The following is a 16195-nucleotide window of genomic DNA, read 5'->3' as shown; positions in this document are numbered from 1 at the left end:
TCCTCGGGTGTTTAACTGCGCTGCGGCGTCAGTTGAACGGGTGGGGAGGCCTCGGGCCGGCCGTCGTGAACCCTTGTTGATAGGTCCGGCCGCCCGGTGACATCGTGAGGCGCAGCCGGCCGAACACCCCTGCCGCACCGCGAGGAGAGGGCCTTGCCCAAGACGAGAACCGACGCCCACCGTGATTCCGCCGACGCGCGCCGCGCAGCGTTCCACCGCGTCGCCGGCCGGGAGTGAGTGAGACCGCCATGCCCTTCGTCAGCACCAACGGCATCCGGCTGTCCTACCAGCGCTCGGGCCGTGGCGAGCCGGTCCTCCTCATCATGGGGTCGTCCGCCGCCGGACGGGTGTGGACCGTGCACCAGACACCCGCGCTGCACCAGGCGGGTTATGAGACGGTCGTCCTCGACAACCGGGGCATCGCACCCTCCGACGCGCCGGACGGCGACTACTCGTTGGCCGATCTGGTCGCCGACACCCGTGGAGTGATCGAGGAGTTGGAGCTCGGTCCGTGCCGCGTGGTGGGCACGTCGATGGGCGCCATGATCGCCCAGGAGCTGGCTCTCGGCCAGCCGCACCTGGTGCGTTCGGCGGTCCTGTTGGCCGGCCGGGCACGGTCGGACGTCCTGCGGCGGGCGCAGTCGGCCGCCGACCGCGCCCTGCGGGACAGCGGGGTGCGGCTGCCGCCCCGGTACACCGCGGCCAAGACGGTGATCGAGATGCTCTCGCCGAAGACCCTGAACGACGACGGCGCTGTCGCCTCGTGGCTGGAGCTCTTCGAGGTCTCCGGCGGTGGCGACACCGTCCCCGGTCAGTCGGCGGCCGTGGCCGAACTCGGCGACCGCCGTGCGGAATTGCGCGGCATCACGGTACCGTGTCGTGCCATCGCGTTCGCCGATGACCTGATCTGTCCTCCGCATCTCGTCGCGGAAGTGGCCGACGCCATTCCGAACTGCGATTTCGTGCAGATTCCCGACTGCGGTCATCTCGGGTACCTGGAACAGCCGGAGATGGTCAACTCGGCCATCATCGAGTTTCTCGACAAGTACTGACAGAGCGATTTTCTCCACTCGTTGCCGGGCGTCCACCAGCGGCCATTCGCCGTGCCGTGCGAGAGAACAAGAGAGCGAGGCGAAATTCCGTGGCCATGATGGGCGGGCCGGGTATGGGCGGACCGGGCATGAGCGTGCCGATGCGGGTACGGCAGGGCGAGGAATCACTGACGCGGCAGCGGATCAAACCGGGCACGGTGCGCCGCATCCTTCCGTACGCGCGTAAATACCGCTGGCAGGTGGCCCTGCTGGTGTTCGCGACGAGCGTGAGCGCGGCCATCACGGCTGCGGGACCCCTGGTTCTCAAGAAGGTCATCGACGACGGGATCCTTCCCAAAGACCTCGGGGTGGTGGTGTGGCTCTGCGTACTGCTGGCAGGCCTCTCCCTGGTCGACGCGGCGTCGCTGTTCGTCCAGAACCGGTGCTCGGGACGGATCGGTGAGGGGCTCGTCTACGAGTTGCGCACCAAGGTCTTCTCCCATGTGCAGGAACAGTCCCTCGCGTTCTTCACCCGGGCCCAGACGGGTGCGCTGGTCAGCAGGCTCAACTCCGATGTCATCGGCGCCCGGCAGGCCGTGACCACCATGCTGTCCCAGGCGGTCTCCACGATCCTGACGCTGCTTCTCGTGCTCGGCGCCATGGTGTACCTGTCGTGGCAGATCACCGTGGCGGCGCTGGTGATGATTCCCCTCTTCCTGGTCCCCGCGCGGCTGATCGCGCGCAGACTTCAGCGGCTCACCCGCGAGACGATGCAACTGGACGCGGAGATGAGCTCGATGATGAACGAGCGCTTCAACGTCTCCGGGGCGATGCTGGCCAAGCTGTACGGCCGGACGGACGAGGAGTCGTCGCTGTTCGCGGGCAAGGCCGGCCGGGTGCGCGACGTGGCGGCGCAGGCGGTCACCTGGGGGCGGCTGCTGCCGATCATCGTGTCCGTGCTCACCGCGTGCACCACGGCGCTGGTGTACGGCCTGGGCGGCAGCCTCACCATCGACGGCACCCTGCAATTCGGCACGCTGGTGGCCATGGTGACGCTGCTGATGCGGCTCTACGGGCCGGTCAACCAGTTGTCGAGCCTTCAGTCGACCGCCATGATCGCCCTGGTGAGCTTCGACCGGGTCTTCGAAGTGCTGGACCTCAAGCCGCTCATCGAGGAACGCCCCGACGCCCGGTCGGTGGACCTCACCAAGGACGTCACCGCGGAGCGGGACACCCCCGAAGGCGCGGGCACGCTCGCGCCGGACATCGAATTCTGCGAGGTCTCCTTCCGCTATCCGACCGCCAGCGAGGTGTCTCTCGCCTCACTGGAGTCGATCGCGATACGCAAGCCCGAGCGCACGAGTGAAGCGCTGACGCTGGAGAACCTGTCCTTCCGCGCACCGTCCGGCAAGCTCACCGCACTGGTCGGTCCCTCCGGTGCGGGTAAGACCACCATCACCCATCTGGTTCCGCGTCTGTACGACCCGTCGTCGGGCAGCGTACGGATCGGTGGGCACGACATCCGGGAGCTGACCCTCCAGTCGCTGCGCGACACCGTCGGAGTCGTCACCCAGGACGCACACCTCTTCCACGACACCCTGCGCGCCAACCTGTCGTACGCCCGGCCGGAGGCAAGTGAGCAGGAGCTGATCGACGCCTGCCGGGCCGCCCTGATCTGGAACACCATCGAGGCGTTCCCGGACGGTCTCGACACCGTGGTCGGTGACCGCGGGTACCGGCTGTCCGGCGGTGAGAAGCAGCGGATCGCTCTGGCCAGGCTGCTCCTCAAGGCCCCGCCGATCGTCGTCCTCGACGAGGCGACGGCCCACCTCGACTCCGAGTCGGAGGCGGCGATCCAGCGCGCGCTCAAGACGGCCCTGTCCGGCCGTACGTCGTTGGTGATCGCGCACCGGTTGTCGACCATCCGCGAGGCCGACCAGATCCTGGTCGTCGAAGCCGGCCGGATCCGCGAGAGCGGTACCCATGAGGAGCTGCTGGCATCGGGCGGACTCTACGCCGATCTCTACCACACCCAGTTCGCCCACCAGGCCCCGGACAGCATGAGCGCCGGTTCCTCAACCCTTCCGGTCGGCTCGCAGCCGATCCCCTCGCACGACGGGGCGTGACCACCTCCCGTCCCCGCGCGCCCGAAGCAACAACCGACCGTGGAGAGAAGAAGCTCATGTCGATGACCCTGGGCTGGCAGCCCCGAGAGCTGACTCCGGACGGCGCAGGCGTGGGGGCGAGCGCGCAGGGGCTCCTGGAGCTCTTGGGCCGGCTCGACGTCGGCGCCCTGCTGGCGGACGAGAAGGCCCTGGTCCTCCGGGGGTTCGGCATCACGCCCGAGACCCACGGCACGGCCGTCGACGCACTCCTGCCTCGGCGCCTGGCCTATGTGCACGGGAACTCCCCGCGTACGAAGGTGGGCGACAACGTCTACACGTCCACCGAATATCCGGCCGAGTTCGTCATTTCGATGCACAACGAGATGTCGTACTCACACACCTGGCCGTCACGGCTGCTGTTCTTCTGCGAGCAGGCCCCGGAGGGCGGTGGCGCGACCCCCGTCGTCGACGGGCGGCTCTGGCTGTCGACGCTCGACCCCGAAGTCCGGGCCGCGTTCGCTCCGGGCGTCCGCTACGTCCAGAACCTTCATGACGGCTACGGGTTCGGCAAGAGCTGGCAGGACACCTTCGAGACCGACGACCCGTCCGCGGTGGAGAGTTTCCTGACCGGCACGGGCGCGGAGTGGACGTGGACCCCGGACGGCACCCTGCGCATCAACCATCTCCGGCCCGCCACCACCCGGCATCCCGTCACCGGTGCCGAGGTGTGGTTCAACCAGGCGGACCAGTTCCACCACGCCGGCCTGGGCGAACACGCCGCGGCCGTACAGGAGTTGATGTCCGAGGACGAGCTGCCACAAGCGGTGACATTCGCCGACGGGAGCCCCATTCCCGCCCAGTACATCACTCACATCCAGGAGACGGGACTGGCCCTGGCGGTCGACGTCGAGTGGGCGCCGGGCGATCTGCTCCTTATCGACAACGTGCTGGTGGGGCACGGCCGACGCCCGTTCACAGGGCCGCGCCGTGTCCTCGTCGCCATGTCCGACTGACCTGCGCGTTGCTGTTTGTGATCTTCGTGGTTCGGTGTGCAGGGTGGTGCGGTCTTCACTGTCGAGGCCGGAGGTCGCGCCGTGCCCACGCCCGCTGCCGTCATGAAGCGCCGACTGCGCGCGTTCGAAGCCCGTGCCGCCGAGATCTGGGACGCGGCCGAGCAAGTACTACGCGGTGATGCCGGTGAGGCAATCGTGGCCTGTCCCCGTCGGCCGATGGGGACACCTCGGGCGACGCGGCAACGGGGAGTCCTGTCGGTGGTGGCGGCGAGTCACGGTACGTGCCGCAGCGGCAGGAGAACGACGACCCGAGCCGGCTACCCGGCCTCTACTCCAAGATCGTCGAGTTCGTGTGGGATGCGCAGGAGCCGGTGCGGGTGCGGGACGTGGTGCGGGCGCTGTTCGGCGAGGGGCCGGCCGCACCGGGCAGGCGGTGTGCGCTGTCAGCTCAAGCGACTCGTCCAGCGGGACTGGCTGGCCGGCGCGGACGGCCGGGAGTTCAGCGCGGTGACATGACGCCGCTCACACCGGCCGGTCCTGTCCAGCGGCTCCTGGCCACGGGCGCGGCGCAGGAACTGCAGGTCCACCACCTTGTTGATGTGGCCGTCGATCTGGTCGACCAAGCGCGACTCGTTGGTGCCGGCCGGGAGGAACGCGCGGATCATCTCGACGATCTCGTCTCGGGTGATCATGAGCTGGGTGCCGTCCGCGCCCGCGTCGAACGCGAGACGCTTGCGCAGCAGCACGACCAGCAGACTGACGGGGTAGGACAGCGAGCGGCGGGGCATCAGTCGTGGCGGCGCCGTGCGCGGATACGCGGACGGGCGTCTTCGTCACCGGGTTGCGAAGAGCACCGCTCAACCGAGCCTATCCCCCCAACGCAGAGACCCCGTGGGAAAAAGCCGACGGGGGGTCCACATCAGTCACTGCGATCACATGCGCGTCACCAACAGTGTCGACGCGTCTGGATCACAAGGCCCTGACCAGGCCGAACGCTCCCCACCTGGACCACATGGACGCCAGAAGACGCTTCCTACTACCCGTGCCGCGTCGGACCGTTGCCGCATCCACTGCAAGACGCCCCTCACACATCTCTCTGCAGGGCACATCCAGGGCACACACACCTGGAAAACGCTGCGAAGCGACGAGAACTAGTGAGGGGCGTTTCTGCAGGTCAGCACACATCAGAGCGCGTTCGAGCAGGTCAGAGACGTGCCGCAGAACTCCACTCTCAATCGCACGCGCTCAACCTACTGCCCGGTGTCGATTTTCCGGCAGCCCCCTCTTGACAACCCCCGACACACGGCGGCAATCTTCCATTAGGCAGAAACGAACTTCCGCAATACGGAATCAGCCCAGAATCACCCGTACACCCGACCCGCTGATAAGGAAGGGAGCGCCGACCCCCATGGGATTCGCAGACCAGCGCTTCAACGTCAACCTGTCGATCCTCTTCACGGAACTCCCACTCCTGGAGCGCCCCGCGGCCGCGGCCGCGGCGGGCTTCACGGCGGTCGAGCTGTGGTGGCCCTGGGTCGACTCCGCCACCCCCGAGCAGTCCGAACTCGACGCCCTGAAGCAGGCGATCGAGGACGCGGGCGTCCAGCTCACGGGCCTGAACTTCTACGCCGGACAACTGCCGGGCCCGGACCGCGGCGCCCTGTCGATCCCCGGCGAGGAGTCGGTGCGGTTCCACGCCAACATCGACGTGGCCGCGGACTTCGCCGAGTCCCTCGGATGCCGGGCGCTCAACGCCCTGTACGGCAACCGTGTCGAGGGCGTGGACCCGGCCGAGCAGGACGAACTCGCCCTGGAGAACCTGGTGCTGGCCGCCCGCGCGGCCAACCGCATCGGTGCGATCCTGCTGGTCGAGGCCCTCAACAAGCCCGAGTCGCCGCTCTACCCGCTGGTGAGCGCCCCGGCAGCCATCGAGATCGTCGACAAGGTCAACGAGGCCACTGGGCTCGGCAACGCCAAGTTCCTCATGGACCTCTACCACCTGTCCATGAACGGCGAGGACCTGCCGTCGGTCATCGAGCAGTACGCCGCCAAGACCGGCCATGTGCAGATCGCCGACAACCCGGGCCGCGGCGCGCCGGGCACCGGCTCGCTCCCGCTGGAGGACCTCCTCGACCAGTTGGGCAAGGCCGGTTACGAGGGCTGGGTCGGCCTGGAGTACAAGCCGGGCGACCGGCCGAGCGCCGAGTCCTTCGCGTGGCTGCCCGCAGCGGCCCGAGCCGCCCGCTGAGCGGCAACTCACCGACGTATCACAGCAGTCAGAGAGGCACCCTCATGAGCAGCAATCTCCCCAAGGTCGCATGGGTCGGTCTCGGCATCATGGGCTCCCCCATGTCCGAGAACCTGATCAAGGCCGGATACGACGTCACCGGCTTCACCCTGGAGCAGGACAAGCTGGAGCGGCTGGCCGGCGCCGGCGGCACGGCGGCGGGCTCGATCGCCGAGGCCGTACGGGACGCCGACGTGGTGATCACCATGGTGCCCGCGTCCCCGCACGTCGAGGCCATCGCGTACGGCCCCGACGGCATCCTGGAGAACGCGCGGTCCGGCGCGCTCCTGATCGACATGTCCTCCATCACCCCGCAGACCTCCGTGGACCTCGCGAAGGCGGCTGTGGCGAAGGGCATCCGGGTGCTCGACGCGCCGGTGTCCGGCGGTGAGGCGGGCGCGGTCGAGGCCGTGCTGTCGATCATGGTCGGCGGCGAGCAGGCCGACTTCGACGAGGCCGAGCCGATCTTCGAGGCCCTCGGCAGGACCATCGTGCTGTGCGGTCGGCACGGCTCGGGCCAGACCGTGAAGGCCGCCAACCAGCTGATCGTCGCCGTGAACATCCAGGCATGCGCCGAGGCCGTGGTCTTCCTGGAGAAGTCGGGCGTGGACCTGAAGGCCGCCCTCGACGTCCTCAACGGCGGGCTCGCGGGTTCGACCGTGCTGACGCGGAAGAAGGACAACTTCCTCAACCGCGACTTCAAGCCGGGCTTCCGCATCGACCTGCACCACAAGGACATGGGCATCGTCACGGACGCCGCCCGCAACGTCGGCGCTGCTCTTCCGGTCGGCGCCGTGGTGGCGCAGCTCGTCGCCAGCCTGCGCACGCAGGGCGACGGGGGCCTGGACCACTCGGCCCTGCTGCGGGGCGTGGAGCGCCTCTCCGGCGCGCAACTCTGAGCCCAGGTCACGCCTTCAAGACTTCCGGGCCACGGCGGCGCTGACACCTGTCCTGTCGCGCCCATGCGCCACCGTGGCCCGGATTCACACTCTGGACTTCAACGAACCGTTGACGCCGTACCCGGCGCTCAACTCAATGGCTGCGTCCGGGATCCGACGGGAGGTCTGATCCGGGGCGCACGCCCGCCACGGCCGTGGACCCGGATCAGGGGTGGTCACACGGTCGGCGGCGGGCAGGCCGAGGACCGCGGCGGCGTGCGAGCCAGTGCGGTGGTAAAGGTCCCGGGGTCCCCTTCTCGACCTGAGGGAAGGCGGCCCCGGCTCCATCGCACCCGCCGCGGTCCCAGCCACACGGCACGATCCACACCGAGTCATAGGGCACGCGCACCGACTCCCAACCCTGCGGCACGTCCCTATGGCACGCTCACCGACTCCGTCCGGCGGCGCGAATGTTCCGTTACGCCCGGCCTCGCGCCCTCGGACGGCACAAATTCGCAGATCACCGGCCCAGAGCGCCGGGTACGGAGCACCCCGTATCCGGCGCTCCGTCGTGTACCCGGGGTGCGGATCGGGCCGACGCGCAGCAGCCTGGGGTCATGAACCATCCCAGCATCGTCGTGCACACCCCAGGTCTTGACGGGTCCCGGCGGGTCACCGCCGGGGACGAGACGCTCGGTGTCGCCTACCACCTCGATGACGTCGTCGACATCCTGCGCCGGGCGGACGTGGACCTCGACGCCATCGAGGTCGAGGAGAGCGACATCATCGACTGGCAGGGCGGCAGCCCCGACGAGTGGCCGGGGCTGTCGGAGCACACCGAGCCGTGAGCCCGGCTCCCCGGTGGGTACACCAGCAGGCGTACGCGGGGTACGGAACCCTCAAATCAACCTCTGAACACGGCCCCGGGGGCTTCAACTCCCCCCGGGCAGGGGCACATTCTCAGCACACGGGGCCCGCCGACACGGGGGCGGCGGGCCCCGTCCTCGGGGGGACACCATGGACAGCGCGTCGATTCAGCTTGGGCCACACGCCGTCGCACTGCTGCGCGGCGGACCACTCGCCGCCGTGAAGGTCGCCGCACTCGCCCTGCACCTGGAGGGCGCCGCGAACTCCGCACGGGCGGGCACGATGCGGACCTCGGGGGTGGCTGCGCAGCTTGCGGGTCATCCTCTGGAGAAAGCGGTGCACACCTCCCTCTATCACCGGCCGACGGGGGTACGGGACCTGTTGAAGCAGCCGCGGATACGGACGTCGCTGGAGGACCTGCGCGCCGAGCTGATCGCGGCAGGGCTACTGCGCAGTTTCCCGCGGGCCCGGACACGGACCGCCCGACACACCCTCGACGACCTTCGTGCCCAACTGCCCCTGCCCGCCGGACGGGAGGGCCTCTCGAAGGACGACGTGCTGCTCGCGGTCGCGCTCTACGACGACGAGGCACTGACCGTGCTGTCACCACGCTTCGCCCGTGACGCCGGGCTGTTGGGGCGCGGCGGGGCGGCCGAGCAGGAGCGGCCGTCGCAGGGCTCGGACGGCGGTGGGTTCGGGGCAGCCGGAGCGGCCTTTTAGACGGCTCGCACGCCTCGCACGCCTCGGACGACTTGGACCCTCGGACGGCTTGCACGCCTCGCACGCCTCGCACGGCGAAGAGGCGGCTCTCCTCCCAGTGAGCCGCCCCTTGCCGGACGTATGGCCTGCCGTGTCCCGCGGGTCAGACCTTCAACGTCCTGATCGAGGTGGGCGCATGGCCCGGTTCGGTCGCGATCTCCTCGAACTCGACGACGTTGCTGATGTCGTTCGTCTTGCTCATCGCGATGTTGGTGATGCGCTCCAGGATCGCCTCGACGACGACGGGGACCTGGAACTCGGCGGCGAGCTTCTTGGCCTGTTCGAAGGCGGCGCCCAGTTCGCTGGGGTCGGTGACGCGGATCGCCTTGCAGCCGAGCCCTTCGACGACCTTGACGTGGTCGACACCGTAGACGCCCAGCTCGGGCGAGTTGATGTTCTCGAACTCCAGGTTGACCTGGAAGTTGATGTCCAGGCCGATCTGCGCCTGCCGGATCAGGCCCAAGTAGGCGTTGTTCACCAGGACATGGACGTACGGGATCTTGTGCTGGGCTCCGACGGCCAGTTCCTCGATCATGAACTGGAAGTCGTAGTCGCCGGAGAGCGCGACGACCTGGGCCTCCGGGTCGGCCTTGGCGACGCCGAGCGCGGCCGGGATGGTCCAGCCGAGCGGGCCCGCCTGACCGCAGTTGATCCAGTGGCGCGGCCGGTAGACGTGCAGCATCTGGGCGCCGGCGATCTGCGAGAGCCCGATGGTGGTGACGTACCGGGTCTCCGGGCCGAAGGCCTTGTTCATCTCCTCGTAGACGCGCTGCGGCTTGATCGGGATGTTGTCGAAGTGCGTACGGCGCTGGAGAGTTGCCCGCTTCTCCTGCGCGGAGGCGGCCCACGCGCTGCGGTCGGGAAGCCTGCCCTCGTCCTTCAGCTCGCGCGCGACCTCGACGAACAGCTTCAGCGCGGCCTTGGCGTCGGAAGCGATGCCGTAGTCCGGGGCGAAGATCTTGCCGATCTGGGTGGGCTCGATGTCGACGTGCACGAACTTGCGACCCGCGGTGTAGACGTCCAGCTTGCCGGTGTGCCGGTTGGCCCAGCGGTTGCCGATGCCGAGGACGAAGTCGGACTCCAGGAAGGTGGCGTTGCCGTAGCGGTGCGAGGTCTGCAGGCCCACCATGCCGGCGTTCAGGTCGTGGTCGTCGGGGAGGATGCCCCAGCCCATCAGGGTCGGCACGACCGGAGTGCCGGTCAACTCGGCGAATTCGACGAGGAGTTCGGCGGCGTCGGCGTTGATGACACCGCCGCCGGCGACGATCAGCGGCCGCTCGGACTCGTTCAACAGCCCAATCGCCTTCTCGACCTGGGCGCGGGTCGCGGCGGGCTTGTACGCCTGGAGCGGCTCGTAGGTCTCCGGGTCGAACTCGATCTCGGCGAGCTGGACGTCGATGGGCAGGTCGATGAGGACCGGGCCCGGACGCCCCGAGCGCATGAGGTGGAAGGCCTGCTGGAAGACGCCGGGGACCTGGGCCGGCTCAAGGACGGTGATCGCCATCTTGGTCACCGGCTTGGCGATGGAGGCGATGTCGACGGCCTGGAAGTCCTCTTTGTGGATCACGGCGGTCGGCGCCTGGCCGGTGATGCAGAGGATCGGGATCGAGTCGCCGGTGGCGGAGTACAGCCCGGTGATCATGTCGGTGCCTGCCGGTCCCGAGGTGCCGATGCAGACGCCGATGTTGCCCGGGTGCGTCCGGGTGTAGCCCTCCGCCATGTGCGAGGCGCCCTCCACATGGCGGGCGAGGGTGTGGTTGACCCCGCCGGCGGCCTTGAGGGCCGCGTAGAAGGGGTTGATCGCCGCGCCCGGGACGCCGAACGCGTTGCTGACGCCCTCGCGCTTGAGGATCTCGACTGCCGCGCGGGCAGCGGTCATACGAGCCATGGAGTACTCCTGCTTCGGCTGTCGGTTTCTCGCTCCCGTCGCGCCCGCGGAGAGCTGGTGATTCCGTTTGCGGTTCCGCAGCGGCTTCCCTGTCCGAATTCCGTATTGCGGAAACTAACTTCTACTATCTGGAAGCAATGTAGGTGGAGCACCGAGAGGCGTCAAGAGTGCCGCCGGAGGCTGTCGGGCCGTTTCCCTGTCGGAGGCCCCCTCGCTGGAGGACTATGGACACGCTGTCCCGACGTGACGACGTGACGACGTCCTGGAGTGGGCCATGGCCGAGAGCGTGCCGGTGCGGTGCCCGGCCTGCCGCCGCGAGCATCTGTACGCGGCGCTGTCCTATCCCTGCGTGTGCGGCGCCCCCGTCACACCCCCGCTCGACCGCCTCGCGGAACCGGCGGCCGTCACCTACCGCACCTGGGACGAGGACTGGGTCACGGTCCGTTGCGAGGCCTGCGGCCGCGAGGACCAGTGGCCCGCTCCCGAGCTGGGGTGCCCCTGCGGTACAGAGCTGCGGATTCCGGTACGAGGGATACGCCGCGCGCAGCACACGCCCGGCGCCGTCGCCGAGGCGAGCCGCGACACGGACGAGGACACCCGCCCGCAGACCCTCCCGGGCCCCCGGGCCCATCCGGCCGACAGCCCGCCGCCCACCTCCGAGGACACCTCGCCCGCGCCCCGCCCCGCGTTCCGGCCGGTCACCATCCGGACCGCCCGGGACGCCGTGACGGCCACCGCGCTGTACCTGCGCTGGCTCGGCTACCGGGACATCAGGCGGGCGGACCAACGGCCCCCGTCGGGGATCGGCCTTGCCGCCCGCGGGATCCTGGCCCAGGTGGACCCCACGGTCCGGCCCGCCTCGCTGCGTGACGTGGAGTGCCTGTGGCTGACGGCGATGACGGAGTCCGCGGGGTGCGTGTACTTCTCCCTCGCGGGCTTCGCGGACGACGCCCGCGCCCGCGCCGACACCCTCGGCGTCCCCCTCTTCGTCCTCGACCTCACGGGCACTCCCCAGCCGGTGAACGGCACGGCCGACGAACTCGTCGCGACCGGCGCCTGAGCACCGCTCTCACTCCTGGTACGACTCCCGCAGCTCGATCTTCCGCACCTTCCCCGACACCGTCATGGGAAAGGACTCCAGGATCCGCAGCCGGCTGGGGATCTTGTAGTGCGCCAGCCGCCCCTCACAGAAGGCCCGCAGCTCCGCCGGCGTCGGCGGGTCGGTCACGTCGCGCGGGATGACGCAGGCGAGCACCTCCTCGCCGTAACGCTCATGGGGCACGCCGACCACCTGGACGTCGGCGATCTTCGGGTGGGCGTACAGGAACTCCTCGATCTCGCGCGGGTAGATGTTCTCGCCACCCCGGATGATCATGTCCTTGATGCGCCCGACGATCTCGGCGTAACCGTCCTCGCGCATCACGGCGAGGTCGCCGGTGTGCATCCAGCGGCCCGCGTCGACGCTCTCGGCGGTCTTCTCGGGCTCGTTCCAGTAGCCGAGCATGACGCTGTAGCCGCGGGTGCACAGTTCGCCCGCCGAGCCGCGCGGCAGTGTCACCCCGTCCACCGGGTCGATCACCTTCACCTCGATGTGCGGGAGGACCCGGCCGACCGTGCCGGTGCGGTGCTCCAGGTCGTCGTCGCGCCGCGTCTGCAGGGACACCGGCGAGGTCTCCGTCATGCCGTAACAGATGGACACCTCCGCCATATGCATCTCGGCGACCACCCGTTTCATCACCTCGACGGGGCAGGGCGAGCCCGCCATGATGCCGGTACGCAGCGACGACAGGTCGTACGTCGCGAAGTCGGCGAGGTTCAACTCCGCGATGAACATGGTCGGTACGCCGTACAGGGATGTACAGCGCTCCTCCTGGACCGCGCGCAGGGTCGCCGCCGGGTCGAAGGAGGGCGCGGGGATGACGATGCACGCACCGTGCGAGGTCGCCGCGAGGTTGCCCATCACCATGCCGAAGCAGTGGTAGAAGGGCACCGGCACGCAGATCCGGTCCTGCTCGGTGTAGGCGATCGACTCACCCACGAAATAGCCGTTGTTGAGGATGTTGTGGTGGGAGAGGGTGGCGCCCTTGGGGAAACCGGTCGTCCCCGAGGTGTACTGGATGTTGATCGGGTCGTCGCAGGACAGCTCGCTCGCGCGGATGCGGAGGTCATCGGAGAGTTCGGGGATGCCACGCCCGATCAGCGTGTCCCAGCTCGGGTCGCCGATGTACACGGTCTCCCGCAACTGCGGGCACCTGCCGCGCACTTGCTCGACCATCGCCCGGTAGTCGCTCGCCCTGTGGCTGAGCGAGGCGAACAGCACCGAGATGCCGGCCTGGTTGAGGACGTACTCGACCTCGTGGGTGCGGTAGGCCGGGTTGATGTTCACCATGACCGCGCCGATGCGGGCGGTGGCGTACTGGACGAGCACCCACTCCGGGCAGTTGACCGCCCAGATGCCGACGCGGTCGCCCTTGGCGACTCCAAGGGCGAGCAGCGCGCACGCCAACCGGTCGACGTCCGCGGCGAATTGGGCGTACGTCCAGCGTCGCCCGGACGGCACGTCGACGAGCGCCTCCCGGTCGGGCCAGGCCTCGAAGCCCCGGTCCAGGTTCGCCCCGATCGTGTCCCCCAGCAACGCGGTCGTGCTCGTCCCGTGCGCGTACGACGGCTCACTCATCGGAAGTCCTCCTCGCGGTACTCGGCGTCCGAGCCCGCGGCCGTGGCCTCGCGCAGCTCGATACGGCGGATCTTGCCGGACACGGTCTTGGGCAGTTCGCCGAACTCCAGGCGGCGCACCCGCTTGTAGGGCGCGAGGACCGTGCGGGAGTGTTCGAAGAGGACCTTGGCGGTGTCGGGGCCCGGCTCCCAGCCCGCCGCGAGGACGACGTACGCCTTCGGCACCGCGAGGCGCAGCTCGTCCGGCGCGGGCACCACGGCCGCCTCGGCCACCGCCTCGTGCTCCAGGAGCGCGCTCTCCAGCTCGAACGGGGAGATCTTGTAGTCGGAGGCCTTGAACACGTCGTCGGACCGGCCCACGTAGGTGATGTAGCCGTCCGCGTCGCGTGAACCGATGTCACCCGTGCGGTAGTACCCGCCGCCCATCGCCTCGGCGGTGCGGTCCGGTTCGCCGTGGTATCCGGTCATCAGGCCCACCGGCTTGAGCGACAGGTCGAGCGCGATCTCGCCCTCGTCCGCCCCCGGCGCGCCGGACACCGGGTCGAGCAGCTCGACGCGGAACCCGGGGCTCGGCCGCCCCATCGAGCCCGTCTTCAGCGGCTGTCCTGGGCTGTTGGAGACCTGGACCGCGGTCTCCGTCTGCCCGAAACCGTCCCGGACGGTGACGCCCCAGGCGCGCCGCACCTGCTCGATGACCTCGGGGTTCAGGGGCTCCCCTGCGGCGACGGCCTCGCGCGGCGGTGTGCGCAGCTGGGTCAGGTCGGCCTGGATGAGCATGCGCCACACGGTGGGCGGCGCGCAGAAGGTCGTCACGCCCGCCCGGTCCATCTCCGCCATCAGCCGGCCCGCGTCGAAACGCGTGTAGTTGTGGATGAAGACGGTCGCCTCCGCGCTCCACGGGGCGAAGAGGTTCGACCAGGCGTGCTTGGCCCAGCCGGGCGAGGAGATGTTCAGGTGCACGTCGCCGGGCTTGAGCCCGATCCAGTACATCGTCGCCAGATGACCGACCGGGTAGGAGACGTGGGTGTGCTCGACGAGCTTGGGGCGGGCCGTCGTGCCGGAGGTGAAGTAGAGCATCAGCGGGTCGTCCGCGTGGGTTGCGTCGTCGGGTTCGAAGGCCGCGTCGGCGGCGTACGCCTCCTCGTACGAGAGCCATCCGGGCCGCGAGCCGCCGACCGCGATCCGGGTGTAGCGGCCCGGGACCTCGTCGAACTTCCCGGTGTCCTGCGCGCGGGCGATCACCTGGCGGACGCGGCCGCGTTCGACGCGGTCGCGCAGGTCGGCGGGGCCGAGCAAGGGGGTCGCCGGGATGACGACGGCTCGCAGCTTCATCGCGGCGAGGGCCGTTTCCCACAGTTCGGCCTGGTTGCCGAGCATCACGAGGATGCGGTCCTCGGCGCGGACGCCCTGCGCGCTCAGCCAGTTGGCCGTCCGGTTCGAGCGCTCGGACATGGCGGCGAAGGAGATCTCGGTCCGCGAGCCGTCCTCCTCGACGAGGTGCAGGGCCGTGCGGTCGTTGTCTCGGGCGATGACGTCGAACCAGTCGAGCGCCCAGTTGAAGTGGTCCGGACGGGGCCAGTCGAAGCCCTCGTAGGCCGTGGCGTAGTCCTCGCGGTGGGCCAACAGGAAGTCCCGCGCGGTGCGGAACTGCTCCGTCGGGTTCGTCGTCACCGTCATGCGTCCTCCTCATTGCCGGACAGCCGCCTACCATCGTGTATGCCGTGAACCAGGTCTCACCACCCCCGAACGGGGGTGCGCCGCGACGAAGGGGCGATCAGGTGACAGCAGACACAGCCGATGCGGTGGAGGTGCGTGGCGCACTGGTACGACTGCGGCGCGCCACGGGACTGCCGGTCGCCTTCGGTGGTCTGGTCGACTCCGGGAGCGGGCGCGTGTGCATCAGCCAGCTCAGCGGTACGGCGACGGCCGCGCTCAGCGCGCTCGCGGTGTCGACCGGCAACGGCCTGGGCGGCAAGGCGGTTGCTCTGGCCCGGCCGTGCGCGGTGACCGACTACCGGTCCTCGCGGCAGATCAGCCACGAGTACGACGTGGCGGTCGCGACGGAGGGGCTGCGCTCCGTCCTTGCAGTCCCTGTCGTCGTACGCCGCCGGGTGCGCGGTGTGCTGTACGGCGCCCTGCGTACGTCCCAGCCGCTGGGTGACCGCACGCTGGGCGCTGCGGTGGCGGCGGCCCGGGACGTGGAGCAGGCGCTGGTCGTGAAGGACGAGGCCCAGGCTCTGCTGGCCCTCGCGCGGGAGCCCGCACCCGAGGTGGGGAACGCTGCGTGGGAGGAGGTGCGCGAGGCACACGGAGCGCTGCGCGCGCTGGCGCCGCGCGTTCTCGATCCCGCGCTGCGGGCCGAACTCCTCGCGGTCTGCGGGCGGCTGGCCGGGGCGGTGTCACCGGGGCCGGGTTCGCACGAGGTCGGCCTCCCACCGCGCGAGGTGGACGTTCTCGCCTGTATCGCCGCGGGCGCGACGAACGCGGTGGCGGCGGAGCGACTGGGACTGCGCCCGGAGACCGTGAAGGGATATCTGCGGTCGGCGATGCGCAGGCTGGGCGCCCATACCAGGTGGGAAGCGGTGGTCGCCGCGCGGCGGGCCGGGCTGCTGCCGTAACCGCCGACGGATCCCTGGCGTTTTCTCATTCAGTCGGCGGCGCTCTGAAATGCGTTATACCGGCCCCTGTTAT

Annotated in this window: 12 protein-coding genes and 1 pseudogene; 9 read left to right on the top strand and 4 right to left on the bottom strand. The window is 69.5% G+C overall.

Annotated elements, in window-relative coordinates; genetic code table 11:
* Positions 1–248: 248 nt before the first annotated feature.
* The 3 genes from ACFWP7_RS03625 to ACFWP7_RS03615 all read left to right on the top strand — a co-directional run bounded on the left by ACFWP7_RS03625 (position 249) and on the right by ACFWP7_RS03615 (position 4149).
* Complete coding sequence (locus tag ACFWP7_RS03625; protein WP_384375365.1) at positions 249–1052, top strand: alpha/beta fold hydrolase; 804 nt, start codon at positions 249–251, stop codon at positions 1050–1052.
* A 128-nt stretch (positions 1053–1180) separates the two neighbouring features.
* On the top strand, positions 1181–3157 hold the full coding sequence (locus tag ACFWP7_RS03620) for an ABC transporter ATP-binding protein (protein ID WP_384375362.1): 1977 nt from the start codon (positions 1181–1183) through the stop codon (positions 3155–3157).
* A gap of 56 nt (positions 3158–3213) precedes the next feature.
* Positions 3214–4149, top strand: coding sequence for a TauD/TfdA family dioxygenase (locus ACFWP7_RS03615; RefSeq protein WP_384375359.1), 936 nt, complete (start codon positions 3214–3216; stop codon positions 4147–4149).
* Between the two features lie 443 nt (positions 4150–4592).
* On the opposite strand, the gene ACFWP7_RS03610 is transcribed toward ACFWP7_RS03615, so the two are convergent.
* The gene (locus ACFWP7_RS03610; protein WP_384375356.1) at positions 4593–4937 is read right to left on the bottom strand and encodes a DUF4194 domain-containing protein; all 345 of its coding nucleotides are present in this window, start codon (positions 4935–4937) and stop codon (positions 4593–4595) included.
* A gap of 620 nt (positions 4938–5557) precedes the next feature.
* Between ACFWP7_RS03610 and ACFWP7_RS03605 the strand changes: the two genes are divergently transcribed.
* From ACFWP7_RS03605 to ACFWP7_RS03590, 4 genes and pseudogenes are all read left to right on the top strand, one after another.
* On the top strand, positions 5558–6397 hold the full coding sequence (locus ACFWP7_RS03605; protein ID WP_384375353.1) for a TIM barrel protein: 840 nt from the start codon (positions 5558–5560) through the stop codon (positions 6395–6397).
* A 44-nt stretch (positions 6398–6441) separates the two neighbouring features.
* Complete coding sequence (locus ACFWP7_RS03600) at positions 6442–7335, top strand: 2-hydroxy-3-oxopropionate reductase (RefSeq protein ID WP_384375350.1); 894 nt, start codon at positions 6442–6444, stop codon at positions 7333–7335.
* Positions 7336–7931: 596 nt separating this feature from the next.
* Positions 7932–8162 carry a hypothetical protein gene (locus ACFWP7_RS03595; protein ID WP_384375347.1) on the top strand — a complete coding sequence of 77 codons (231 nt, stop codon included), beginning with the start codon at positions 7932–7934 and terminating at the stop codon, positions 8160–8162.
* A gap of 136 nt (positions 8163–8298) precedes the next feature.
* A pseudogene (locus ACFWP7_RS03590) lies at positions 8299–8901 on the top strand (TIGR04222 domain-containing membrane protein); the annotation flags it as partial.
* A 142-nt stretch (positions 8902–9043) separates the two neighbouring features.
* Here ACFWP7_RS03590 and gcl read toward each other — a convergent pair.
* Positions 9044–10828: a glyoxylate carboligase gene (gene gcl, locus ACFWP7_RS03585; RefSeq protein ID WP_384375345.1), complete on the bottom strand. Its 1785-nt coding sequence runs from the start codon at positions 10826–10828 to the stop codon at positions 9044–9046.
* 274 nt (positions 10829–11102) lie between these two features.
* Between gcl and ACFWP7_RS03580 the strand changes: the two genes are divergently transcribed.
* A complete protein-coding gene (locus ACFWP7_RS03580) occupies positions 11103–11888 on the top strand; it encodes a hypothetical protein (RefSeq protein WP_384375342.1) in 786 nt (261 codons plus the stop codon).
* A gap of 9 nt (positions 11889–11897) precedes the next feature.
* Here ACFWP7_RS03580 and ACFWP7_RS03575 read toward each other — a convergent pair whose 3' ends face one another.
* Positions 11898–13505 carry an AMP-binding protein gene (locus ACFWP7_RS03575; RefSeq protein ID WP_384375339.1) on the bottom strand — a complete coding sequence of 536 codons (1608 nt, stop codon included), beginning with the start codon at positions 13503–13505 and terminating at the stop codon, positions 11898–11900.
* Positions 13502–15181 carry an AMP-binding protein gene (locus ACFWP7_RS03570; protein ID WP_384375336.1) on the bottom strand — a complete coding sequence of 560 codons (1680 nt, stop codon included), beginning with the start codon at positions 15179–15181 and terminating at the stop codon, positions 13502–13504. The genes ACFWP7_RS03575 and ACFWP7_RS03570 overlap by 4 nt, the downstream gene beginning before the upstream one ends.
* Positions 15182–15282: 101 nt before the next feature.
* Here ACFWP7_RS03570 and ACFWP7_RS03565 point away from each other — a divergent pair, with 101 nt between their 5' ends.
* Positions 15283–16122: a response regulator transcription factor gene (locus tag ACFWP7_RS03565; RefSeq protein WP_384375334.1), complete on the top strand. Its 840-nt coding sequence runs from the start codon at positions 15283–15285 to the stop codon at positions 16120–16122.
* The last annotated feature ends 73 nt before the right edge of the window (positions 16123–16195 follow it).

Origin of the sequence: Streptomyces sp. NPDC058470 (genome assembly GCF_042721055.1) — a bacterium.
GTDB lineage: Bacteria > Actinomycetota > Actinomycetes > Streptomycetales > Streptomycetaceae > Streptomyces.
The sequence above is the reverse complement of the archived record's forward strand: the minus strand, read 5'-3'. Positions and strand labels throughout refer to the sequence as shown.